Origin of the sequence: Sporosarcina limicola (assembly GCF_014873855.1) — a bacterium.
Taxonomy (GTDB): domain Bacteria; phylum Bacillota; class Bacilli; order Bacillales_A; family Planococcaceae; genus Sporosarcina; species Sporosarcina limicola.
Map to the genome: position 1 here is coordinate 111,522 of NZ_JADBEL010000005.1, position 24,264 is coordinate 135,785.

The 24,264-nt window shown below is 39.5% G+C and carries 26 protein-coding genes and 1 riboswitch; of the genes, 17 read left to right on the forward strand and 9 right to left on the reverse strand.

The window, feature by feature from the left end; translation table 11 throughout:
• Positions 1-34 precede the first annotated feature (34 nt).
• Together H4683_RS06715 and H4683_RS06720 are read right to left on the reverse strand one after the other, a co-directional pair.
• Entirely contained in the window at positions 35-826 is a 792-nt protein-coding gene (locus H4683_RS06715; RefSeq protein ID WP_192598072.1) for an ABC transporter ATP-binding protein, read from the reverse strand.
• 418 nt (positions 827-1,244) lie between these two features.
• Positions 1,245-2,420: a pyridoxal phosphate-dependent aminotransferase gene (locus H4683_RS06720; protein WP_192598073.1), complete on the reverse strand. Its 1,176-nt coding sequence runs from the start codon at positions 2,418-2,420 to the stop codon at positions 1,245-1,247.
• A 187-nt stretch (positions 2,421-2,607) separates the two neighbouring features.
• Positions 2,608-2,718: riboswitch (SAM riboswitch) on the forward strand.
• A 71-nt stretch (positions 2,719-2,789) separates the two neighbouring features.
• Between H4683_RS06720 and H4683_RS06725 the strand changes: the two genes are divergently transcribed.
• Genes H4683_RS06725 through H4683_RS06735 form a run of 3 tightly spaced genes read left to right on the forward strand, consistent with a single transcriptional unit; the run spans position 2,790 to position 5,295 of the window.
• Complete coding sequence (locus H4683_RS06725) at positions 2,790-3,803, forward strand: methionine ABC transporter ATP-binding protein (protein WP_192598074.1); 1,014 nt, start codon at positions 2,790-2,792, stop codon at positions 3,801-3,803.
• A complete protein-coding gene (locus H4683_RS06730) occupies positions 3,793-4,464 on the forward strand; it encodes a methionine ABC transporter permease (protein ID WP_192598075.1) in 672 nt (223 codons plus the stop codon). The genes H4683_RS06725 and H4683_RS06730 overlap by 11 nt, the downstream gene beginning before the upstream one ends.
• 18 nt (positions 4,465-4,482) lie before the next feature.
• The gene (locus tag H4683_RS06735) at positions 4,483-5,295 is read left to right on the forward strand and encodes a MetQ/NlpA family ABC transporter substrate-binding protein (protein WP_192598076.1); all 813 of its coding nucleotides are present in this window, start codon (positions 4,483-4,485) and stop codon (positions 5,293-5,295) included.
• 88 nt (positions 5,296-5,383) lie between these two features.
• Here the strand turns inward: H4683_RS06735 and pepF are convergent, their stop codons facing one another.
• The 3 genes from pepF to H4683_RS06750 all read right to left on the reverse strand — a co-directional run bounded on the left by pepF (position 5,384) and on the right by H4683_RS06750 (position 8,141).
• The gene (gene pepF, locus H4683_RS06740) at positions 5,384-7,198 is read right to left on the reverse strand and encodes an oligoendopeptidase F (protein WP_192598077.1); all 1,815 of its coding nucleotides are present in this window, start codon (positions 7,196-7,198) and stop codon (positions 5,384-5,386) included.
• Positions 7,199-7,308: 110 nt separating this feature from the next.
• Complete coding sequence (locus H4683_RS06745; protein ID WP_192598078.1) at positions 7,309-7,608, reverse strand: hypothetical protein; 300 nt, start codon at positions 7,606-7,608, stop codon at positions 7,309-7,311.
• A gap of 77 nt (positions 7,609-7,685) precedes the next feature.
• Positions 7,686-8,141, reverse strand: a complete 456-nt coding sequence (locus H4683_RS06750; RefSeq protein WP_192598079.1) for a hypothetical protein — start codon at positions 8,139-8,141, stop codon at positions 7,686-7,688.
• A gap of 123 nt (positions 8,142-8,264) precedes the next feature.
• Between H4683_RS06750 and H4683_RS06755 the strand changes: the two genes are divergently transcribed.
• The 7 genes from H4683_RS06755 to H4683_RS06785 all read left to right on the forward strand — a co-directional run bounded on the left by H4683_RS06755 (position 8,265) and on the right by H4683_RS06785 (position 13,434).
• A complete protein-coding gene (locus H4683_RS06755; protein ID WP_192598080.1) occupies positions 8,265-8,996 on the forward strand; it encodes an AAA family ATPase in 732 nt (243 codons plus the stop codon).
• A 56-nt stretch (positions 8,997-9,052) separates the two neighbouring features.
• A complete protein-coding gene (locus H4683_RS06760) occupies positions 9,053-9,535 on the forward strand; it encodes a PaaI family thioesterase (RefSeq protein ID WP_192598081.1) in 483 nt (160 codons plus the stop codon).
• Positions 9,536-9,653: 118 nt separating this feature from the next.
• On the forward strand, positions 9,654-9,887 hold the full coding sequence (locus H4683_RS06765) for a hypothetical protein (protein ID WP_225941938.1): 234 nt from the start codon (positions 9,654-9,656) through the stop codon (positions 9,885-9,887).
• Positions 9,888-9,910: 23 nt separating this feature from the next.
• Positions 9,911-10,300 (forward strand): DnaJ family domain-containing protein, encoded by a 390-nt coding sequence (locus tag H4683_RS06770; RefSeq protein WP_338062410.1) that lies wholly within the window; start codon positions 9,911-9,913, stop codon positions 10,298-10,300.
• Positions 10,301-10,418: 118 nt separating this feature from the next.
• Entirely contained in the window at positions 10,419-10,568 is a 150-nt protein-coding gene (gene rpmG, locus H4683_RS06775) for a 50S ribosomal protein L33 (RefSeq protein ID WP_192598082.1), read from the forward strand.
• A 184-nt stretch (positions 10,569-10,752) separates the two neighbouring features.
• On the forward strand, positions 10,753-11,973 hold the full coding sequence (locus tag H4683_RS06780; RefSeq protein ID WP_192598083.1) for an MFS transporter: 1,221 nt from the start codon (positions 10,753-10,755) through the stop codon (positions 11,971-11,973).
• Between the two features lie 291 nt (positions 11,974-12,264).
• Complete coding sequence (locus tag H4683_RS06785) at positions 12,265-13,434, forward strand: MFS transporter (RefSeq protein ID WP_192598084.1); 1,170 nt, start codon at positions 12,265-12,267, stop codon at positions 13,432-13,434.
• A 52-nt stretch (positions 13,435-13,486) separates the two neighbouring features.
• Here the strand turns inward: H4683_RS06785 and H4683_RS06790 are convergent, their stop codons facing one another.
• From H4683_RS06790 to pdxR, 3 genes are all read right to left on the reverse strand, one after another.
• Positions 13,487-13,912, reverse strand: coding sequence for a protein-tyrosine phosphatase family protein (locus H4683_RS06790; RefSeq protein ID WP_192598085.1), 426 nt, complete (start codon positions 13,910-13,912; stop codon positions 13,487-13,489).
• Positions 13,913-13,952: 40 nt separating this feature from the next.
• Positions 13,953-14,660 carry a metallophosphoesterase family protein gene (locus H4683_RS06795; protein ID WP_192598086.1) on the reverse strand — a complete coding sequence of 236 codons (708 nt, stop codon included), beginning with the start codon at positions 14,658-14,660 and terminating at the stop codon, positions 13,953-13,955.
• 191 nt (positions 14,661-14,851) lie between these two features.
• Positions 14,852-16,279, reverse strand: a complete 1,428-nt coding sequence (pdxR, locus tag H4683_RS06800) for a MocR-like pyridoxine biosynthesis transcription factor PdxR (protein ID WP_192598087.1) — start codon at positions 16,277-16,279, stop codon at positions 14,852-14,854.
• A 314-nt stretch (positions 16,280-16,593) separates the two neighbouring features.
• On the opposite strand from pdxR, the gene H4683_RS06805 reads away from it, so the two are divergent.
• On the forward strand, positions 16,594-17,805 hold the full coding sequence (locus H4683_RS06805) for a benzoate/H(+) symporter BenE family transporter (protein WP_192598088.1): 1,212 nt from the start codon (positions 16,594-16,596) through the stop codon (positions 17,803-17,805).
• Between the two features lie 343 nt (positions 17,806-18,148).
• Here the strand turns inward: H4683_RS06805 and H4683_RS06810 are convergent, their stop codons facing one another.
• Positions 18,149-18,949, reverse strand: a complete 801-nt coding sequence (locus H4683_RS06810; protein WP_192598089.1) for an IclR family transcriptional regulator domain-containing protein — start codon at positions 18,947-18,949, stop codon at positions 18,149-18,151.
• 160 nt (positions 18,950-19,109) lie between these two features.
• Between H4683_RS06810 and H4683_RS06815 the strand changes: the two genes are divergently transcribed.
• From H4683_RS06815 to H4683_RS06840, 6 genes are read left to right on the forward strand one after another with little or no spacing between them, the layout of a single operon-like run.
• Positions 19,110-20,237: a muconate/chloromuconate family cycloisomerase gene (locus H4683_RS06815; protein WP_192598090.1), complete on the forward strand. Its 1,128-nt coding sequence runs from the start codon at positions 19,110-19,112 to the stop codon at positions 20,235-20,237.
• 3 nt (positions 20,238-20,240) lie between these two features.
• Positions 20,241-20,708 (forward strand): DUF3237 domain-containing protein, encoded by a 468-nt coding sequence (locus H4683_RS06820; protein WP_192598091.1) that lies wholly within the window; start codon positions 20,241-20,243, stop codon positions 20,706-20,708.
• 18 nt (positions 20,709-20,726) lie between these two features.
• Positions 20,727-21,572: an alpha/beta fold hydrolase gene (locus H4683_RS06825; RefSeq protein ID WP_192598092.1), complete on the forward strand. Its 846-nt coding sequence runs from the start codon at positions 20,727-20,729 to the stop codon at positions 21,570-21,572.
• Positions 21,569-22,258, forward strand: a complete 690-nt coding sequence (locus H4683_RS06830) for a CoA transferase subunit A (RefSeq protein ID WP_192598093.1) — start codon at positions 21,569-21,571, stop codon at positions 22,256-22,258. Before H4683_RS06825 ends, H4683_RS06830 begins: the two co-directional genes overlap by 4 nt.
• On the forward strand, positions 22,255-22,902 hold the full coding sequence (locus H4683_RS06835) for a 3-oxoacid CoA-transferase subunit B (RefSeq protein WP_192598094.1): 648 nt from the start codon (positions 22,255-22,257) through the stop codon (positions 22,900-22,902). Before H4683_RS06830 ends, H4683_RS06835 begins: the two co-directional genes overlap by 4 nt.
• Positions 22,899-24,104 carry an acetyl-CoA C-acyltransferase gene (locus tag H4683_RS06840; protein ID WP_192598095.1) on the forward strand — a complete coding sequence of 402 codons (1,206 nt, stop codon included), beginning with the start codon at positions 22,899-22,901 and terminating at the stop codon, positions 24,102-24,104. The genes H4683_RS06835 and H4683_RS06840 overlap by 4 nt, the downstream gene beginning before the upstream one ends.
• Positions 24,105-24,264: the final 160 nt, after the last annotated feature.

Consider the following 24,264-nt stretch of genomic DNA (forward strand, 5'->3'; position numbering starts at 1 on the left):
AATTAGTCAGTTTTTTTCTATACCGTCGAAGCCATTAAACAACAGGAGTTTTGATGGTTAGCCACGGACGTTCTTCTTCCCAGCGAACCTTCACAGGTACTTCAAACGTTTTGGATAATAAATCAGCATCCAAGACATCTACTTTTGGCCCGGCCGCAACTACTTTACCTTCATGGAGAAGGAGGACATGAGTAATTTCTTTGACAAGTTCTTCAATATGATGTGTCACAAAAATTAAGTGTCGGTCTTTTCCAATCACTTCCTTTGTTAAATGAAGGACTTCTTCTCGGGAAAGAATATCCAAACCCGTACACGGTTCATCTAAAATCAGAACTTTCGGGTCGCTCATTAAAGATCTAGCGATTAATACTCTTCTTTTTTCACCTTGTGATAATAAATGAAACAATTTACCTTTCAAATAACTGAGGCGAAAACTGTCCAGTAAAGAATCAGCTTTCGCCCAATCCATTGGGGAAACATTTTCGTATAAACCGAATGAGGCAAATTTGCCACTGACGATGATTTCTTCCACTTTTTCATTATTTGTAAGCTGTGAAAATCGGTCCAATGATGTACTAACAAATCCAATTTCTTTGCGAAGTTCCTGTAAGTTTGTCTTGCCGAAATTATTTCCGAGTACGGTTACCTCTCCATCTGATGGATAGTGGTACCCCATAATAACATTGAGAAGTGAAGTTTTTCCGGAGCCATTTAAGCCGAGTACCGCCCATTGTTCATTTTCACGAAATTTCCAGCTGATGTCGCTTAAAATCGTTCGTGCACCTTTTCGTAAAGAAACATTATTAAAAGATAGTATATTTTCCATAGATAAACACCTCGTATCCAAACTATTTTAATTAACAAATAATTAGTTCAATTACTAGTATACCTGTTGTTCGGTTCATCGTGCAATATCCTATTCGAAAATAAGAAAAACTCTCCAAGTAGAAATTGGGATGACACAAACGACTTTCATGATTATCATTTTAAAAAGTCTCATGAAAATAGACATATCAAGGAGCTATTTGAGGACTCCTTTTTGGGGAATCAGGTTTTTGGAGACGATAAAGCTACTTAAAGACCCAAAATGGAATCGAGGCGAAATCTTATAGTAGTGTGGGAATTCGACGGGAAGTATAGCTTGTAAACCCCGTTTTTAGAGGTGTGAAAGTTAAGTAATATAAAAGAGTAACAACATGAATCTCCATGTTGTTACTCTTTTTCAATTCATTCAGCGTCATTTTTCAATCTGTAACTGAAAATAGCCCAAGCTTCTCGATACGTACAATTGCTTCTCTTATGCGAATATGATTTTCTAATAGCCCGACTCGGACATAACCTTCTCCGTGTTTTCCGAAGCCGTTACCTGGTGATACGGCTACGTTCGCATTCGCTAACAGTAAGTCAGAGAATGACTCACTCGAATAGCCTTTTGGAACGGGTAGCCATGCGAAAAATGAACCTTTAGGTGCGACAACGTCCCAACCAATCCGTTTGCATTCAGTAATTAAGACATCACGGCGACTCTCGTAAAGAGAGACAAGGTCCGTGACGCATTGCTGGCTGTCCGTTAGCGCAACAACAGCAGCGCGCTGCACTGCGGGGAATACACTAGTGAATAGATGGTCTTGCAACAAATTGATAGCAGCAACAATCTTAGAATTCCCGACTGCAAATCCGACTCTCCAGCCAGCCATGTTAAACATTTTGGAAAGAGAAAGTGTTTCGATGCCGACTTCTTTTGCCCCATTCGCTTGCAGGAAGCTAATTGGTTTTTTTCCATCAAAACCGATAGCTCCATAAGCAAAGTCGTGCAAAACTGCGATAGCATTTTCTTTTGCAAATGCTACGGTTTCTTCATAAAATTGCAAATTAGCAGTAACGCCGGTTGGGTTACTTGGATAGTTCAAATACATCAGTTTCGCATCTCTTTTTTGCTTATCAGAAAGGGCATTATAGTCAGGTAGAAAGTTATTTTTTGCGAGTAATGGCATTAAGTCATACTCTATATTTGCCAAACTTATGCCAGACAAGTAATCGGGATATCCTGGGTCTGGAAGAAGTAATGATTCTCCTTCATTCATAATGGCAAGTGGTAATTCGACGACTCCGATTTTCGTTCCACCTAAAACTGCTACTTCCGAGTCAGGGTCGACTATTACGTTGTATTCACGCTTGTAAAATTCCGCTACGGCTTGCCGCAATTCAGAAATTCCTCTGAAAGGGGAGTAGCCATGTGTCGAAGGATCTTCAACAGCTTGCTGTAGCGCCTTGACGATATGTGGTGGTGTTGGCTGGTCGGGATTTCCACGTCCCAAATTAATTACATCGCGACCTTCTGCTATTGCCGAGTCAACTTTTTTTATAAGTGTTGTGAAGAAATGTGGAGGTAACGATTTTAATCGATTTGAAAGTTCCATTTAAAGCCCTCTTTTCTTAATAGTCTAAAACGAAAAAACGTAGAAAGTTTCTACATTCTTGTAAGTAAGTATACATGTCTTATTAATAATAATTCAATATTCTTGTATAAATATTGGTCGAAAAAGGTTGACAGTTCATCTTCAACAAACTATGATGTAAACTATACTTAAAACAATCGAATAACAGAACTTATCAAGAGTGACTGAGGGAAAGGCCCGATGACGTCCAGCAACCCCTTGTGTAAAGCGAGGAAGGTGCCAAGTCCTACAGAGTGAACTTCATTCTGAGAGATAAGCTGAACCTTTTTTCAGTGCTTCTTTCATTAATGAAAGAGGTGTTTTTTTATTGTTTAGGAAGAGGGGCATGACATGATTCAAATTAAAGATTTATCGAAAATATACACAACAAAAGAGCGGGTTGTTAAAGGGGTAGACAATGTATCACTCAACATCACTACGGGTGAAGTTTTTGGGATTGTAGGGTATTCGGGTGCTGGGAAAAGCTCGCTCATCCGCTGCTTGAATTTGTTGGAGAAACCAACGAGCGGCGAAATCAAAATAGATGGTTTGAATTTGATGAAGCTAAGAGGAAGAAAATTACGTCAGGCGCGTTTGAAAATTGGAATGATTTTTCAACATTTTCATTTAATCAGTCAGAAGACCATTTATGAAAACATCGCTTTTGCTTTACGAGCAGCAAAAACACCTGCCAGTCAAATTAATAAGCGCGTAACAGAGCTCCTAGAAATGGTGGGTCTGGCTGATAAGCGAGATGTTTACCCCGCACAATTGAGTGGTGGTCAAAAGCAACGAGTAGGAATTGCACGGGCACTTGCGAATAATCCGTCCGTCTTACTGTGCGATGAAGCAACATCTGCTTTAGACCCAAATACGACGCTGTCGATATTACGGCTGTTGAAAAAAATCAATAAGGAATTAAAAATCACAATTGTTTTGATCACGCATGAAATGAATGTGGTGAAAGAGATTTGTGATCGGATGGCCATTATGCAAGATGGGAAAGTGATTGAAGAAGGGGCTGTCTATGATATATTTTCTGGTCCGAAAGAAGAGTTAACGAAAGAATTTATAAGTAGTGTTGTATCATTTGATGTTCCGTCTGCGATTTTGAATAAGTGTACTGGGCGTATTGTTAAAGTAATGTATAAAGGTGATGTTGCCGGAGAGGGCATAATTTCCGATACAGTCCAACAGTACAATATCAAAGGAAACTTTCTACATGGCTCGATTGAATACATTCAAGAAATTCCGCTTGGCATATTTTTAATGGAACTCCAAGGAGACAATCAGGAAGTTGAAAAAGCCATTTCCTATATGTCGTCCCGTGCTTCGCTAGTGGAGGTGATTGATCATGGGAATTGACTTTCAACATGTTGTTGAGTTAATGCCTGATATTACGAAAGCGTTTGGTGAAACACTTTATATGATTAGTATTTCACTAGCTGTCGCATTGGTATTTGGGCTTCCACTAGGAATCTTACTATTTGTCACAGATAAAGGGCTGTTTCTTGAGAATATAGTCGTAAAATCAGTTCTCGGATTTATCGTCAATATGGTCAGATCCATACCGTACATCATTCTACTAGTAGCGCTCATTCCACTGACGAAATTGATTGTAGGAAATCCGTATGGACCAGCAGCAGCTAGTGTTTCATTGTCCGCAGCAGCGATTCCGTTCTTTGCCAGAATTGTAGAGACATCGCTACGTGAAATAGATAAAGGAGTTATTGAAGCGGCAATTGCGGTAGGCGCTACACCTTGGATGATTATTAAAGATGTGCTATTCCCTGAAGCAAAGTCGAGTATTATTCAAGGTGTGACGTTAACTGTCATTAGTTTAGTTGCGTATTCTGCGATGGCGGGTGTTGTCGGAGGCGGAGGAATCGGTGATTTAGCAATACGATTCGGTTATTACCGCTATGATAATACAATCATGATTGTGACGGTTGTGATATTAATTGTTTTTGTACAATTAATACAATTTGCAGGAGATTGGATTTCAAAAATAATAGACAAAAGATAATAGAGGAGAGAATGAAACATGAGAAAATTACTAGTAACAATCATCATCCTTGTACTTGCAACTGCACTTGCAGCATGTGGTGGGAAAGACAAAGCATCGGATGATAAGTCATTGAAATTTGGGGCAACTCCAGGCCCGTATAGTGATATGTTGAAAAAAGCAATCGTTCCAGGACTTGAAGAAAAGGGCTATAAAATAGAGATTGTTGAGTTTAGTGATTACATTCAGCCAAATAATGCGTTGGATAGTAGGGCGATTGATGCGAATCTATTTCAACATATCGTTTACTTGGAAAACTTCTCGAAAGAAAATAACATGGAATTATCGGATTTGATTGTCGTACCGACAGCACCACTCGGCATCTATTCGAGTAAATTTAAGTCATTGGATGAAATTACAGATGGCGCAACGATTACAATTCCGAATGATCCGGTCAATGCGGCCAGAACACTTCTCGTATTGGAATCGGTGGACCTAATTGAAATCGATCCAAACATCGATCCATTAAAAGCATCTGAGAAAGACATCGTGACCAATCCGAAAAATTTAGTTGTCCAACCTATAGAAGCAGGCCAATTACCACGCTCTGTGGATAGTTCCGATTTAGCAGCTGTTCCAGGAAACTTTGCAATCGCAGCGGATATGAATTTGCTCGATGCATTAGTTCTAGAAGATATGCCCGATCAGTTTCGGAATCTGGTTGCCGTAAGAACGGAAGACAAAGAGAAGCCATTTGCCAAAGATATTATAGAAATAATTGAATCAGAACAGTTTGAGAAAGTCATCGATTCCAATTTCAAGGGTTTCGGGAAACCAAAATGGATGAAATAAGAAAAAATGTTCTAAAAGGTATAATTTCCGAATGTCTAATGAGAAAAACCGTCCAAGTCATCATTCACTTGGACGGTTTTTACTGTTCTTATTGTTTAGATTCGATTTCTTCTGTCAACACAACCAGCTGATTGATCAATTCACCGATATAAGCGATTGTATCAAGTAAGGGTTGCTCAGTTGTGATATCGACACCAGCCATTTTAGCAAGTTCCGCAGGTGATTCTGTTCCTCCTGCTTTCAATACTTCCAACCATTCATCTACAGCGGGCTGTCCTTCCGCCAAGATGCGTTTAGACACTTGTGTTGAAATCGTTAGCCCGGCGCTGTATGTGTATGGATACAAGCCCATATAATAATGAGGCTGGCGCATCCAAGTCAATTCAGCACCGTCATTGATGTCAACATCTTCTCCCCAGAACTCTTCTAGGACACTACGTTTTAAGTTATTTAAAACGCCTGCATTGACACTGCCTCCAGCATCGATACGCTCATAGACTTTACGCTGATAAGCTGCTTCTAATAAGTGCGTGACGAAGTTATGGTAATACGTGCGTGCCACGATTGATGAAATAACCCAGCGTTTGAATTTCGGATCATCCGAGTTTTTCAATAGATGATTTGCTACAAGCATTTCATTCATCGTAGACGGGGCTTCGATGAAGTAAAGGGATGGCCGCGCATTAAATACATTCTGTTCACGGTTTGCGTTGTAGAAATGGCCTGCATGTCCAAGTTCATGTGCAAGAACGAATACATCCTCCATACTTCCAGTCCAGGAAATAAGAATATAGGGATGATTACCGTAAGGGCTAGAACAGAAAGCACCTGTTGATTTCCCTTTGTTTTGTGCGAAATCAATCCAACGTTCTTTGTAAGAGCGATCTACCATATTCAAGTAATCATCGCCCATAATGGCAAGCGATTCATTGATATACTTCTTGGATTCTTCTACTGAAATTTTCGGCTCATACGTCGGGTCAAGCGGAATTTTCAAGTCAGCAAACGTCATTTTATCCAACCCATGAACTTTCTGAATAAGTTTTGCGTATTTACGCATATGAGGTGCAAGCTCTTTTGTGATCAAGTCGATTTGGCGGTTGTACATCGAGCGGTCGACTTCCTGATTAAACAATAAATAATCGAAAACTGTATCATAGCCACGCACGTCGGAAGTTGTCTTCTCAGTTTGAAGATGCATGTCGTATGTTTTTGCAGTTGTATGTTGGTATTCTTTCAATTTCGCAGAGAAAGCATCAAATGCAGCTCGACGTTTGTCCGTGTCGGGCTCTGTTTCCCAAGCGCCTTCGAATGAAACATAGCTAAGCGGATACTTCTGGCCATCTACTTCGAAATCATCGAATGACATGTCCACCATTTTTGTCGTATTATATAAGCCATAAGCTCCATTGAATGTGGAAGAAAATGCTGCTAATGTTTTTTCAACTTCAGGATGTAGTTGATGATCTTTTTTGCGAATCAATTTGTCCAAGTAATTTTTGAAGTCTGTGGATTGCTGCTGTGCTTGTTCCAATACTTCTAAAGGTAACTCAGAAAGTTCACTGTTTACGAATGATAATTTACTATTGATTTTCGCGGCAGTTGAACCGTATTTGCTTGAACGCATTTGTGCTTCGTCATTTGTTTGGTCCACACTAGAAGCCAAACTTGTATAGGTGCCAACAGGAACCGTTTTTTCGTAAATGGCTGCATACCCTTTGAGTGCTTCATTGACAGACGGGGCATCGTTAATATTCCCTTTGAACTTCTCGACGAATGCAGCGACTGCTTTTTCTAATTCAGCTACTGCTGCATTGTAGTCATCCTCAGTTTTAAAAAGATCGTCTAGATTCCACGTTTCTTCAATCTTTACTTCTGAACGTATAGGTAAACTTTTAACCAATCTTATCTCTCCTTTATTATTACGGATATCGAACTAATGTATAGTATATAATAGAAAAGAAGAAATGTAAAAACGAATCGATTTTTTAGAAACTTTCAGTTATCCAATCCTTAATTTTCAGGGAGGCGGCTGATTTCATCTGAGAGTACGAATGCGAGATCATCATTTCCGAAAAGTTGCAGGACATCGAGCATCATCTCGTTATCGATGTCGATTTCGTCCTCAAATTCCGCATCTTCCATAACTTTTTTCATCGTGAGATTTTCCAGTTGTTCGGGATATGCGCGGCTGTATAATTCAATGGGGTTTAATTGGTTATTCTTGCACCACTGAACAAATAATCGAATCATCAGTTGTTCGTCCTCTTGGTATTTTTGAATGACTTGTTCATCGATGCTTTTAAAATCCATAATAAAATGCTCCTTTTCAGTACTTCTTTATTGTATTGTACCTGAAAGAGGAGAGATGAAGGGAATTCTAAATTGAGTCAAAGTTGATTGTTTAGAAAGAAATGGACGAGCCAATCCACATCGAGTGGACCGTCAACAATCTTGTAATAGAGCATGTTATTTTGGATGATTAAGTCTTCATTAATAAAAACGGTGATGCGATCGCCATTTTCGTCTTCTAGGCTGATTCCGAATTGTTGGATATCATCATAAACATCAATTTCTTCGGGTTTTAATTTTTGGACATGATAATTTTGAAGGAAATGCAAAAATTCATCGATTTCATTTTCATCATCGACCATCCATGTTTTAGCTTTTGAAGCGGGTGTAGGGGGCTTGGTGAAAATCAAGGAATTAAATGAACCATTCGTGAAGTTTAGTAGTTCGTTAAACTCTCTTTGACTAAAATCGTTAATGGATTGAACGATTTCATAGGTGCCGCCAATCAGTAATGCAATGATAAAAAGTGCTCTTATTTTCATTTTCTTTTTCATGTTTGATTCCTCCTGTATGTCGTTTCTGTAGTATACGCAGCCGGCTGTTTTTCGGTTTAGCGCGGTTAACTCCTAAGGTATGTTCGTAGTCGGTGGAAAATTAATGATTGGAGGGACTACAAATTGTTTTTGAATAAAATTAAGCTTCTCCGTGATGAAACGAAAACGGGCTACCCTTTCTCCATCCCCTCTATTCAAAGTATGACGGAGTTGGAATTGACGCGTAAAATCACGTTTTTTGTAGGGGAAAATGGTTCGGGAAAATCGACGTTGCTTGAAGGGATTGCCGACTTATGTGGGTTCAATTCGGCAGGCGGCGGGAGGAATAATACATATGAAGTGGATGCGTCGGAAAGTACGTTAAGTGATTATCTACGGCTGTCCTGGATGCCGAAAGTGACGAATGGTTTCTTCCTACGGGCGGAATCCTTTTATCAATTTGCGTCGCATATTGACCAGTTAGCAAGGCAACCTGGGGAATCTATAAAGGCTTTAAAGGATTACGGGGGTAAATCATTACATATTCAATCCCATGGTGAATCATTTTTGTCGTTGTTTTTGAACCGCTTTAATGGCAAGGCAATCTACCTTTTGGATGAGCCGGAAGCTGCTTTATCACCACAAAGACAGTTAACATTCATGCGAGTCATGCATGATTTGGTGCAGCATGAGGATTGTCAATTTATCATAGCAACGCACTCGCCAATTATTTTAGGTTATCCTGATGCGACAATCCTTAGTTTCGATGAAGGCGAAATTAAGGAAATCGACTATGAAATGACGGAGCATTACCAGATTACGAAGTATTTCCTTGATCATAAAGAGAAGTTTTTGAAAGATATTTTGGGGGATTAATTTGTTATCAGAATGTTATAATGAATGGGTTATAGTGTAAAAGGGGGAATGAGAAAATGCTTACAAAAGTGATGCATGCAATCCAAGATGAGTATCCGGATGATTTTGCATGGTGTTATGGTTGTGGGAAGTTGAACAAAGAGGGGAATCATTTCCGCACAGGATGGCAGGGGGAAGAAACGGTAACATTTTTTGAACCGGCTGAAAAATACACCGCTATTCCTGGATTTGTCTATGGGGGAGCGATTGCGTCCCTTGTTGATTGCCATGGAACGGGGTCTTGCTCACTTGCACTCCATCGTAAAAACGGTCATGAACCTGGAAGCGGTGAAGTTCCACCACGATTTGTTACGGCGTCATTAAACGTCGATTATTTAAAACCGACACCGCAAGGAACTGTATTGAAAGCGGTGGGCAAAGTGGAAGAAATTCATCCGAAGAAATGGAAAGTATCCATCGAAGTATTTGCGGGTGAAATCCTTTGCGCAACTGGAGAAGTCGTTGGCGTAGTCATGCCTGTCACTTTCACGCAGAAGTGATAAACACTAAAAGTTGATTGCCATGTGCAGTCGGCTTTTAGTGTCGTAAATATAACTCAATTGGAATTAAAATCGTGTACAATGGAATTAAATGAAATTTGTCTAAGGAGTGATCAGGTTGTTATATGTACTAGGAATTGTTGCGTGTGTCATGTGTGTTCCGATAACTGCGATTATTACAGACTATAAGCGAAAGACGATTAAAATTAGAGCAGATATGATTCGTGATGAAATTGAACTTGAGAAAATGAAACAGCAAAATTTTATGATTGAAACAGAAAAAATGAAAATCGAGTTGGAGAAAATGAAATTAGACTACACGCCAAATGTAAATAATTTATTGAAACTATAACTATGGAAAGGATGTGCACGGAAGTGAGTGATGATAAATTAAATCCACCATATAACGATTTGATTGGAGATATTCTGAAAAAATATACTGAACAAGGGGGTATGGACAATTTAAAAGGTCACGGGAAGCCGTTACCGGAAGAGTACTTTTCAGGTGACACATTCCAACACTTTCAACGGATTGCGATGGATGGGGGGCATAAGCCGCATTGGTTGAAGCTTCAGCATGAAGTTCGCGATGAGATAGAAGCGATTGCAGCCCTGTATACAGTTGACCCGATGCATGATTTGGAACAAAGGATTTCGGAATTGAATGAAAAAATTTCGGAACACAATAAATGTTGCCCACCTCCCATGTTGAAAGGTTCCGTGTACCTCAGTAATTTGGAAACTGCAATGGAGAGATGGAAATAATCAGGTACGCCTTCTGCAAATAAATCATGCAGAAGGCGTTTTTATCTTGCCAATTCTTGAAAAATAAAATACACTATAAATAGTAACAATTACGATTTAAGATGAAGGAGGAAGAATAATGCGTGTGAATATAACATTAGCTTGTACAGAAACAGGAGATCGCAATTATAGTACAACAAAAAACAAACGGAATAATCCTGAACGTCTAGAATTGAAAAAATATTGTCCGCGTTTGAGAAAAATGACACTTCATAAAGAAGTTAAATAAGCAAAGGATTGGATGGCGATTCAGCTGTCCAGTCTTTTTTGAATTTTTTTAGTTTTTTAGTGATAAAAGAAGATGTAATGAGGTTTTATGAATTAAGTTATAGTAGATAGTAGATAGTAGATAGTAGATAGTAGATAGTAGATAGTAGATAGTATTCTAATTTTAGAAAGTATGTGAACATGAAATGTCAGCGAAAAAAAAAGCTACTTCATTAGGAAATCCAGTTTATCCGATCATATTTGCCATCGGTGGCGTTCATTTACTAAATGATTCGCTGCAATCCGTTATTCCGGCGATGTTTCTAATACTTAAAGAGGCACGGGGTTTTACATTTACGCAGCTTGGGATGATTGCTTTCTGCCTAAATATGGTCGCGTCTGTATTACAACCGGTTGTCGGCTATTTAAGTGATCGAAAGCCTAAACCGTATGCCTTACCGTTCGGGATGATGTTCTCTCTTGTCGGTATAGGAGGCCTTGCTTTCGCTCCCGAATATTGGATGATTCTCATCTCCGTGATGTTACTAGGCTTTGGTTCCGCCGTTTTTCATCCGGAAGGCTCCCGCGTTTCTTATATGGCCGCCGGTTCAAAGAGGGGATTTGCCCAATCCATTTATCAAGTTGGCGGAAACTCGGGTCAGGCGCTCGCTCCGTTAATTGGCGCATATATCTTAGTTCCATATGGACAAAAAAGTGCTGCGATTTTTATGGTGGTTGCAGCTCTTGCAATCATTATCTTGATTAAAATTTCAACTTGGTATAAGGAACAATTGGAACAAGAAAAGTTGAATACGCGCAAAAAAGTACTTTTGTCATCTTTAGGGAATTTATCGAAGAGACAAGTGGGCATTGCGCTTGGTTTACTGCTCGTTATCATTTTTGCTCGCTCTTTTTACGTAACGAGTGTCACGAACTTTTATGTCTTTCATTTAAAGGAAATGTATAGCCTGACTGATAAAGAAGGATTATTGACTGTATTCCTTTTTCTTGCGCTGGGGGCGGTTGGGACATTTTTTGGCGGACCGATGGCAGATAAGATAGGTAGGAAAAATGTCATTGTCCTGTCGCTCATTGTACCGATTCCATTATGCCTCCTGTTGCCGTATGTCTCGTTATGGGCAGTACTTGTATTGCTTGCGTTCATAGGATTCTTCATCATGCTAAGCTTTTCAGTTACTGTCGTCTATGCGCAGGAGCTTGTGCCAAGTAAGATTGGTACGATGGCGGGACTGACTGTAGGACTTGCATTTGGTATGGGGGCAGTCGGTGCGGTGGTCATCGGAAATTTGATGGATGACATCGGCGTGTTTTCCACGATGGTGGTTATGTCGTATCTACCGATTATCGGGCTTGTCGGTTTAGCTTTACCGCGTGATCAGAAAATAACTGCTGTAACAAGTGACTAATGGATATGAAAAAATGCCAGCCTATTACTTTATGGATAGGCTGGCATTTCTATGGTGAAAAACGAGTAACGGTGATAACTGGGTTCTAGGCGGTGATAAAGTCTTTCGAGTCGGTGATAACCAACATCAAGGCGGTGATAACGAGCCCCAAGGCGGTGATAAACCCTCCCAAGGCGGTGATAACTCAGAAAGTACTACGAAATTTGAAGTGTAGCAGAGAAAAATGGTGACAAATCCGTCGGAAATTATTATAATGAAAGGTCTGTATGTAAAGAAAGAAGGTCGAACAACTTGTCACGTGAACAACGGAAGAAAATGATTATATTGATGATAAATATGTTTATTGCCGTCGGAAGTTTCGGCATCATTATCCCTATTTTACCTGCATACTTAAAATCGATTGGTCAAGCGGGGACAGCGGCAGGTTTGATGATTGCGATATTCGCAGGGGCACAGCTCGTCATGTCGCCGATTGCGGGGAAATGGGCGGATCGGTTTGGCCGCAGAATTATGATTATAGCTGGGCTTAGTTGTTTAGCTCTGTCGATGTTCGTTTTTTATTTCTCTGATTCAATTAGTGTTTTATATCTTTCACGTGTGATAGGAGGCGTCGGGGCAGCACTGTTGATACCTGCAATTTTTGCTTATGTTGCAGATATTACGACGATGGACCAACGTGCAAAGGGCAATAGTTTCATCTCGGCGGCAATGTCACTTGGAATTGTTATTGGGCCAGGAATTGGTGGGTTTCTAGCTGAATTTAGTTTAAAGATGCCACTTCTTATTTCAGCATTAGTAGGGCTTGTCGCCGTTATATTTTCGGCGTTTTTATTGGAAGAAAGTATGGAATCGAAAAGTGAAGTCCAGGATGAAAAGCAGCAACCGATGGTGAACGAAATTGCCCAATCCTTTAGAAAACCATATTTCATCCCACTTGTGATTACACTCGTCATGAGTTTTGGGTTAATGGCTTATGAATCTGTCCTTGGTCTTTTCATTGATAATGAATTCGGGGCGACGCCAAAAGACATCGCTATTATGGTGACGGCTACAGGAATAGTCAGTGTCGTCATCCAACTTTTTGCTGTCGATTGGATTGTGCGTAGATTTGGTGAAGCGAAGGTGTTGAATATCTTCCTTGGTGTTGCTGCGGTTGGGTTTTTGTTATCTATTTTTGCGCCTAGTTATAATATGTTTTTCATCATCACGATGATTATCTTTTTAGCTACATCTATTTTGAGACCTGTTCTAACGACGCTTATTTCAAAAATGGCGGGGAATGAGCAAGGGTTTGCAATGGGTATGAATAATTCATATATGAGTATCGGTAACGTACTAGGACCGCTACTTGCGGGACGGTTATATGATGTGCATATTTTATATCCCTTTATACTTGGATTGATTGTCCTTCTCGTTACGATGATTGTGTCAATCAAATGGAAAGCGCCGCAAATACAATGAAATAAATACAGGTCATCCTGATTAGAGGATGACCTGTATTTATTATGCTTTTTCACTTCTTATAAATTCGTTCCAAAGCGTCTTTGAATTGAGGTCTCGGGTTAATTTCTGGACGGATTTCTTTTGCCTTTTGCTCTGCTTCATCTACTGAATGGGCTAGTCCCAGTTCCAATAATGTTGCTGTTGCAATGGTTCCCCCACGTCCTCTTCCTGTATTGCAGTGAAAGTAGACATTTTTCCCGGCGTTGTAAGCATCAATCACTTCGTTGACTGCCGCTTTGATGGAAGCATCTTGTTGCTCTGCATCGTCGACAATCGGCTGGTGTACGCTAATGTCGCTGGAAAGTGGACCGTTCACTTCAGCACGTAAGTCATAGATGACATCAACTTTTTCATTCGCAAGCAGATCGTCAATTGCATCTATCCCACCAATGAATATCCGACCGGGAATTAGTTCTTCGTAATTACGAATCTTCATAGTCAATCACCTCAGGGTTCATTGTTTTTAAAAAGTATAATTATTTCACCGAAAAAACAGTCTTCGTGGGTAATTCCAAGCAATTCAATTGCCCGCCATAAACCGCACCACCATCGATTCCAATAATACGGTTTTCACCAAAAAAGATAGAGTTATTATTATGTTCTAAGTGAAGATTTTTCGTTGGTGTATGACCGAAGATAACCGTTTTATCTCCAGCATAGCCATTATGAAACTCTTCTCGAATCCACATGAGGACATATGGATCTGTATCAGCAATCGGGGTTGATGGATGGACGCCTGCATGAACGAAAATCGTTTCATCATGTTGGTAAATAGGGTCGAGGTTCTGAATGAAATCCAAATGCCTCAATAAGGTCTTGGAATGAATTTCGGGTTTACTAAATACATCATCCTCATTGAAGCTGATTTCGCTTTCATTGAAACCGTAGCTTGCTAAAGTTTGGCCACCACCACTTCGGGTAATCCAGTGTTTCCATGCTTTTTCGTCATTTGTCGTTAATGCTTTAATCATCATATCTTCGTGGTTGCCTTTTAAAACGATGGCTCCCTGTCCTTTTAACTGGATCACTTTCTCAAGGACAAGTTTCGCATTCGGGCCCCGATCCACATAGTCTCCCAAAAGAATAAGCTGATCATATTGGGGATTATAGTTCACATTATTCAATAGACGTTCAAACATCTCCAGTTCACCGTGGATGTCGCTCATCACTAGTGTTCTTTTCATCGTGCTACACTCCTTTCAATGACGCTTCCTCTTGATTCTAACCTACAATAACGGTGAAGTATTGTAAACAGAACTTCATTTCCTGGGGAATAAAGGATAGACGCGTAGTCTGATTGTCAGCTTTGACTTCTATATTCTGAAAGATGTGTAAATCTCGACCCAAGTAATCATATACCTAGAGATTATAGTCTTTAGAATAACTCCGCAAGTCTATACATACCCTGCTCGATTAATGCTTCGTCCACTTTTGCAAATCCCAATACCCATCCTTTTCTATCGCTATTCAAACAATAAGGTCGAAGTGGATAGACGCGTACGCCTTTGTGGAGTGCTTGAAGTGTCATTTCTTCTTCATCAAATGTGTCTCTAGCTTCAAGTAACATATGTAAACCCGTTTCGACACCACTTAACTTGAAATGCTTTCTTAAACCACTGGATGCGATTGCTTTTGTCATTGCCTCGTGTCTCCGCTGGTACACATTTCTTGTACGTCTCATATGTCGCATAAAATGACCATGTTCAATGAAATGCGTAAGCGTTAATTGCTCCATAATGGGCAGGTGTCGGTACGTCAATTTTTGAACTCGGGCTATTTGTGAGATAGCATCAGCGGGACCGACGATGGCTGATATGCGGATGCCAGTAGCAATCATTTTAGAAAAACTTTTTAGGTACAACGTGTTACTTGGATTTTGACTGAATAATGTTGGAAGGGGCTCGCCGCGGTACCGAAATTCACTGTCATAATCGTCTTCTACAATCCATGTCTGATTGTGAATAGCATTGTGTATTAACTGTTGTCTGCGTGGTGCTGATAGGATGACGCCGGTAGCACACTGGTGTGAAGGTGTTATATAAATTAATTTGGATGACGGATGAATCTGTTCGACTTGAAGTCCGTGCTCATCGACAGGTATAGGTACAACCTTCATATTTCGATAAGTCATCGCCAACCAGGCAGCCGGAAATCCGGGGTCTTCGACAGAGATGGTATCGCCTTCGTGCAAAAGTGCTTGCGCAATTAAATCAATACTATGCTGGGCGCCAGATGTCAACAAAATTTGCTCCATTTTAACATGGATACCTCTTTCAAGGGAAAGGTAGCGCTGGATTTGTTGTCGTAAAGGTTCAAAGCCATATGCATCGACAGTACCCCAGATGGATAAATCAACTACTGCTGAAGCATGATTAAACGATTGCCGCCAGTTTTTATGTAAATGACTATCATAGTAAGGTTCATGCGGACTAAAGTCGATTTCAACATCCGCATCCTCTTTCCCGCCGAACCAATCATGCAATCGATTGATAGCCGAATCTAATAGAAAAAGCGAGGGGAGAACCGGTCCTTTTATATCCTCTTCCTCGTTAGTAATAATAGCTGGATTCCAGTCGTTAACACGTGTTCCTCCGCGGCCCGCCGTAACGGTATACCCTCGACTGACTAATTCCTCATAAACAATTTGCACCGTGGAGCGAGAAACGCCTATCATATGCGCAAGTTCACGAGAAGGGATTAGCAGTTGCCCAGGAGGCCAATTACCAGTTGTAATATTATGAATCGCTTGATCGAGCAGTTGTTGCCAAATGGGCTTATGATCATCACGATCTACCTTCATCATTATGCAAACCACCTATCCTATGGATTGTATCTATTAAATCATTTTTACGCTATAGTTGCAATCCAATAGGTATGAACAATAGCTTTATCAAGTGATTTGGTTAAATACGGACTTATGGATTGCGCTAATATGCAGTTATGGAAGTTTAAATGCAATCCAGGAGTTGCTACAATCAATACCTATACAGGAGTGATGCTACTAGCTTAGGGGTTGGATTGCATGTACGCCAACTTGAGCTTATGTTACAACGATATTTTGATCATCTATATGTCGATATGAAGTGTGCACTCAATCGTATAGAAAGGACCATTTAAATGACATCCAAATTGAAGGAGCTACAGGCTCGCGATTTTATGTTCCCGACAATAGCCGCTTTAGTATCCGTTATTGTTAATTATGGCGGGACGTTTGTAATTGTATTCCAAGCGGCTAAAGTAGCTAATCTAAGTCCCGAACTAACTGCCTCGTGGGTTTGCTCGCTTTCCATCGGGGTTGGTATAACAGGTATCTGGCTGAGCTACAAATATAAGGAACCGATTATTACAGCATGGTCGACTCCAGGCGTAGCATTTTTAGCATCGGCGTTACTGTTTACCCCCTATAACGAAGCAATAGGTGCCTATATAATTTCTGCAATTGGATTTATTGTTTTAGGGCTGTCTGGCATGTTTGATCGTCTTATCACATATATTCCACCTGGTATTGCATCTGGCTTATTGGCTGGTATATTGCTCCAATTTGGAATTGCAGCTTTTGGGGGCGCCAAAGTAGACCCAGCGCTTGTTATTGTTTTGTTTTTCACATATATCATTTTAAAACGGCTTATTTCCAGATTTGCAGTAGTAGGTATTTTAATTGCTGGGCTATTTTATCTTATTGTATTAAAAAAAGTGGACTTTCAAGGAATCGAGCTTAGTTTTGCAACACCAATCTTAACTGTTCCGGAATTTACTATGACATCTTTATTGGGTGTTGCTTTACCTTTATTTATCATCACTTTAACGGGACAATATATACCAGGTATGCTGATATTAAGGTCTGACGGATTTAAAACAAGTGCGAATCCGATAGTGACGATAACCGGTTTAGGCTCATTACTTATGGCCCCTTTTGGATCACATGCTTTCAATATTGCAGCCATTACATCTGCAATATGTACAGGACCAGATGCTCATGAAGACAAATCTAAACGTTATATAGCAGGGATAGTATGTGGCGTTCTCTATATAATGGTAGGTATTTTCGGCGTCACACTTGTTACGCTATTTTTAATACTACCTCCAACCTTTATTGCTACTCTAGCCGGTTTAGCGTTATTGGGAACTATCGGAAGTAGTCTTTCGGGAGCATTAAGTGATCCAAAGAATCGTGAAACAGCATTAATTACTTTCCTAGCAACAGCAGCAAATGTAACCCTATTAGGAATCGGTGGCGCATTTTGGGGATTAGTTGCGGGGATGTTAGCACATTTAATTATGAATTTTCGATCTTTTGGAAAACCAAAGGGGTACCAAAATACGCTATAAGTGTTAGAAATAAAGGCTATACAATCCGTGGGAGTTACATGTAAAACTGAAGGTGGATATTGTGGCTTCACCGCAAACTCATTTATTTCAGTATCGTTAGACAGGAGAATAACAAGTATAAAAGATTTGTATACTAAAAAACGCACTGCTTTTAAATAAGCAGTGCGTTTTTCGTTTGACTTTTAATAATTCTGATTTCGTTAAAAATTACTTTGTGGCGATTTCGACCACCACATCGAGGCTGTCTATTTTGAAAGTTTCGACGTCACTCTTTCAGTGTTTTTCAGGTCTAATCAAGCCATTTTGACTTTCGTTCATCCAAGTAGTTGTTTCTTCATGGCCTTTATAAATAAGATACATGGTGAGATTTTGAAAGTTCATGACTAATCTGCTCGGCTGTTTGCAGAAGTAGTGGTAAAAAAGAATTATATATTGTGTCATTGTTAAATCTACCGGCGTGTGTTGATATATTGATTGCGGCAATAACCTTTCCTTCGGCATTTTTAATTGGAGCCGCAATCGAACTAAGTCCCTCCTCTAATTGTTGTTCAATGAATCCCCATCCCTTTGCTCGAATTTCATTAAGCTGTTCTAGTAAATCTGATTTATCGATGATTGTTTTTTCTGTTAAATAGTTCAAGTTAACTTTATGGAGATAATCTTCGAGCTCAGAAGGTGGAAGATGTGCTAGCAACACTTGACCCATGGATGTAGCGTATGCAGGCAAACGAGATCCAACATCTAAAGAAATCGTCATAATTCTTTTTGTAGGAATTCGAGCTACATATATTATTTCGGTGCCATCTAAAACTGAAATAGATGTGGATTCATCTGTTTTCTCGACTAAACTTTTCATATGATGATGGGCGCCTTCCCAAATTTTTTTAGAAGAAATATATGCATAGCCAAGAGAGAGGACTCGTGCAGTTAATGAAAAACGTCCGTTGATTGACTTTACATAACCTAAGCTTTCTAGCGTTAGGAGTATTCTGCGTACAGCAGGTCTACTAAGATGTGTGATTGTAGCAGCCTCACTGACAGTTAGATTTGGATATTCTTGAGAAAAGGCTTGAATAACAGATAAGCCACGTTCTAATGATTGTATAAAATCTACATTTTTAATAGAATTATTAGAATTCTCCATTGACAATCGCCCTACTTTCATGGTTATAATATAGTTGTACGATATACAATCTATCGTACGTTTATCGTACAATATCAATTAGAATTATGCAACAGTTGTCCAGAAGATTTATTTCAAATAATTTACTTATTAAAAAAGTTATTATAAGGAGAATGAAATGATGAAATCTACTATTAAGCAACTTAACACAGTTATTGTAGACGTTCCTATTAAAAGGCCACACCAGTTTTCAACTGAAATTGTTTCTACTAAAAGTTTTTTATTAATTCAGCTGGAATTGAAGAGTGGGTTAATCGGAATAGGCGAAGGAACGACACCGGGAATTTGGTGGAATGGTGAAAGTGTAGAAACAATGCAGCTTGTCATTGAGCACTATTTAAAACCCATCTTAATTGGACAAGATCCAAGGAATATTGAGCAAATACTTCAAACGTTCGATCGTCACGTACGTGCAAATCCTTTTGCGAAGGCGACGGTCGAAATGGCTCTTTACGATGTGGTTGGTAAAATCTACAATGCCCCAGTTCATCAGTTATTAGGCGGCTTATTCCAAGATTCGATAGATGTAAAATGGGCGCTGGCAACAGGCGGCGCAGATGGAGATATTAAAGAGGCGAAAGAACTTGTTGGAAACAAACAATATAAAGACTTTAAAATTAAAGCCGGTCAATTGAAGACAACAGAAGATATGAAAAAGGCAATCAAAATTGCTAACGGTATAAATGGTATTTCAACGACGGGTATCGATCCGAACGGTTCTTGGGATAGATTGACAGCGGCGCGGTGGATGGATCGTTTAGATGAGGCGGGAATTGATTTTTTGGAACAGCCACTAGCGCCAATAGATATTGCAGGTGCCGCAGAATTAGCATCTATGAAAAAGGTTCCTATTATGGCAGATGAAAGTGTAGCTACAGTACAAGATGCCCAGCGGCTTGTACAAGAGAAAGCAGCAAATATTTTTTCTTTAAAAATCCATAAGTCGGGCGGAATGAGGAATACATTGAAAATCGCTGCGATTGCTGAATCAGCAGGAATTTCTTGTTTTGGGGGTACTTCTTTGGAAAGCTCTATCGGGACGGCAGCGTGTCTTCATGCATACGGGGCTATCCGTAATTTAGATTATGGTAGTGAATTATTTGGTCCACAGTGGCTTGCAGATGACTTAGTTAAGAATCCGGTTGAATTTAAAGAAGGTAAAATCAATGTCCCTTCTGGAGTAGGATTAGGTGTTGAATTAGATGAACAGAAAGTAGAAAAATACAGAAGAATTCAAGGAGGGAAATGAGTCATGGCTTATTTTGAAGCACCTAACTTAACTTTTACGTTTGATTTAGAATTGGTTGTTGAAAAAGCGCATTTACCTGGAAAAACACCAATGGGGAACCGACGAATTATAAGAATTGAAAGCGGTCATTTCAATGGTGAGCATGTGAAAGGGAAAGTTATACCAGGGGGAGACGACTGGATCACAGTTCGCGAAGACGGAACAATTATTCAAGATGTCCGAATATTACTATGTACGGATGACAATGACCTCATTATGATGTCTTACCGTGGGATTCGTACAGGAAGTAAAGGTGTCTTAGCACGTTTGGACAATAATGAAGACGTTAATCGGGAAGAGTACTATTTTCGAACAAATCCGATCTTCGAAACGGCGTCTGAAAAATATGATTGGATGAATAAGAAAGTATTCGTTTCTACAGGTAAACGTTTAGATGGAAAAGTGCAATATTCCGTTTATCAAGTTAATTAATAATTGGGAGGTCTTAACGTGGTAAAGGAATTTGTACTCGATATAAATAAGAAGTTAGCATTCCAAGAAACACAGGGAAGTAAAGGTACAATCATTGCTGTACATGGACTTACGGGTAATCATAAAACCTTTTACCATTATCAGAAATTGCTTGGAAATGATTATAATTTCATAAGCTTTGATCTTCGTGGTAGAGGAAATAGTAGCCCGGCAGATGAAAACACATCAATTTTTAAACATGCAGAAGATTTGAAGACATTCATTAATCAGAAGGAAATTGAAAAACCGATCTTAATGGGTTATTCCATGGGTGCCTATATTTGTGCGCTTGTTGCAAGTGAACTGGAAGTGTCAGGGTTGATTTTACTAGATGGCGCAGGTACTACAGAAGAAAGACAACGTGAATTAATTATTCCATCTCTCAGCCGATTAAGGAAAGCATATTGTTCAGCTGAGGATTATGTAACGCAAACGAGGGGAATTTATAGTTCGTTGAACGTTAAATGGGATGAAGCCGTTGAAGAAATCACCCACTATGAAGTGAGAGAAACACCAGATGGTTGGAAACATAAATCAGAAGCAAGTGCAATGGAAAAAGATTTTAATAGCTTTTATGACTTCCAACCCGAACCCATATTTAAAAAGATTATTTGTCCAATATTACTTGTCATAGCCTATGGATCATTAGGAAAAAGAGATCCCCTATTTACAAAAGAGACTTATATAGAAACGATTGTAAGCGCAAAAGACATAAAAACAATTGAAATTCCTGCAAATCATTACACACTAATGTTTGAAAAACAGGAAAAGGTTGAAGAAAGTATGCTTGAATCTCTAAAGAAAATGAGGAAGGTGAAGGCATGAGTTTAAATAAACAGACAACCATCCCTGCTGCTCTTGAAAATATAAAATCTGGGCAGACAATTATGGTAGGTGGATTTGGATTAATCGGAAGTCCGTTATCAATCATTCATTACTTAACGGAACATGATGTATCAGAACTTACGGTAATTAGTAATAATGTAGGCGAAAAAGGAGAAGGATTGGGACTTTTATTAAGGCAGGGGAAATTGAAAAAAGCAATTGGATCCTACTTCACGAGTAACCGAGATGTTGCAAAATATTATAATGAAGGAAAACTTGAACTAGAACTTTTACCCCAAGGCACGCTGGCGGAAGCAATTAGAGCTGGTGGAGCGGGCATTGGAGGATTTTATACGAAAACAGCGGTAGGAACTGATTTAGCTATAGGGAAAGAAGTTAAAGAAATTGATGGTGAAAAATACTTATTGCAAAAAGGTCTGAAAGCAGATGTTGCGATTATTAAGGCATGGAAAGCAGATCCGTTGGGGAACCTTGTCTATTATAAAACCGCTCAAAACTTCAATCCTAACATGGCTACAGCAGCTTCTTATGTCATTGCCGAAGTAGATGAAATTGTAGAGCTAGGGGAGTTATTACCAGACGAAATCATTACCCCACATTTATATGTAGATGCGATAGTGAAAAGTGAATGGATATTAACTAAAGATGGAGTGAAGACAAAATGAGAGAGCTAATTGCAGAGCGAGCAGCTAAAGAGCTTGCTCCTTATTCCATTATAAATCTTGGTATCGGTATTCCTACATTAGTAGCAGATTATATAGACGATGATTTGCATATTCTTCATACCGAGAATGGAATGCTGGGCGTTACCTCTGTAGATGAAGAACATATTGATCCATTAGTAGTGAATGCTGGAAAGTTACCCGTCGGAGAAGCGATAGCTGCATCTTATTTTAGCAGTGCCGATTCTTTCGCAATGATTCGCGGCGGTCACATAGATGTTGCAATTCTCGGTGCCTTACAAATAGATTCAAGTGGGAAAATTGCTAACTGGGCCATTCCTGGTAGAGACATCATCGGGGTTGGTGGAGCGATGGATTTACTAGAAGGTGCAAAAAAAATTATTATTACGACAAGCCACACATCAAATGACGGTTCGCCAAAAATTGTAGACAAATGTACATTTCCTATTACATCACAACGTGTAGCAGAGATAATCATAACTGAATTAGCCGTATTTAATTGGAAAGGGGGCAGGTACGAACTAACTGAACTAATGGGGGATGCTACATTAGAAGAGGTTAAATCAAAGACAACTGCAAACTATTCAATAAATGAGGGCTTATTATTGGAGGGTGAAAAAGTTTGACTAGAGAAGTTGTCATTATTGATGCGGTTCGAACGCCAATCGGTAGATATAAAGGACAGTTAAAAAATGTACGACCAGATGATTTAGGTGCAATTGTCTTAAAAGCATTAATCGAACGAAATCCAGAACTACCACCAGAATTGATAGATGATGTACTATTAGGAAATGCGAATGGTGCTGGAGAAGATAATCGTAATGTAGCGAGAATGTCGTTATTATTAGCGGGGTTACCACAGTCAGTAAGTGGTACAACCATTAATCGGCTATGTGGTTCAAGTTTAGATGCTGTTAGTCTAGGCGCTCGTTCCATTTTATCTGGCGAATGTGACGTTATCATCGCGGGCGGAACAGAAAGTATGACAAGAGCCCCATTTGTAATGAAAAAACCAGAAAGTGACTATCCTCGTGGTGATTTTGAAATGCTTGATACAACAATGGGCTGGCGTTTTAAAAATCCCGAACTGGATCGAATGTATGGAACTGAAATGATGCCAAAAACAGCCGAAAATGTAGCTTCTCGATTTGATATTTCGCGAGAAGACCAAGATGCTTTCGCATATAGAAGCCAGCAATTAACGAAAGTAGCAATGGGATCAGGTCGATTTGCAGATGAAATTATACCTGTTGTCGTAAAGGATAGAAAAGGTAATGAAACAGTCATTACTACGGATGAACATCCACGACCTGAAATGACGCTTGATAAGTTAAGTGCACTACGACCTATTTTTGAGGGCGGAACTGTAACTGCAGGAAATGCATCAGGAATAAATGACGGTGCTTCAGGCGTCATTTTAATGTGTGCAAAACTCGCGGAAAAATTGAATTTGAAACCATTGGTTAAATTCGTTGGTTCTGCAACTGCAGGATTGGAACCAGCCGTAATGGGTCTTGGACCAATTTATTCGACACAAAAAGTAATGAAAAAATATGGATTGACTTCTAATGATTTCGACTTAGTAGAGATTAACGAAGCCTTTGCCTCCCAATCACTAGAATGCGTGAAACAGCTTAAGCTAGATATTGATAGGGTAAATGTTAACGGTGGTGCAATTGCCCTCGGACATCCTTTAGGAGCGAGTGGAACCCGGATTTTAACGACACTTATTTATGAAATGAAGAAAAGGAATGCAAAATTAGGGTTAGCTTCTATGTGCATAGGAGTAGGTCAAGGAATCTCCGTAGTGGTAGAAAATATAGATTAAACGTGATAGGAACGGCTTTTTAGTGAAAAACAAACTTCAAAATGATGATGCATAAAAATAATTATATGATTAGCACCCAAAAAGTTTGGGTTTTAAAACACTTTAAAAATTAATCGTTTAGCTTTTTGGGTGTGAATCATTATATGTATCATCATTTTTC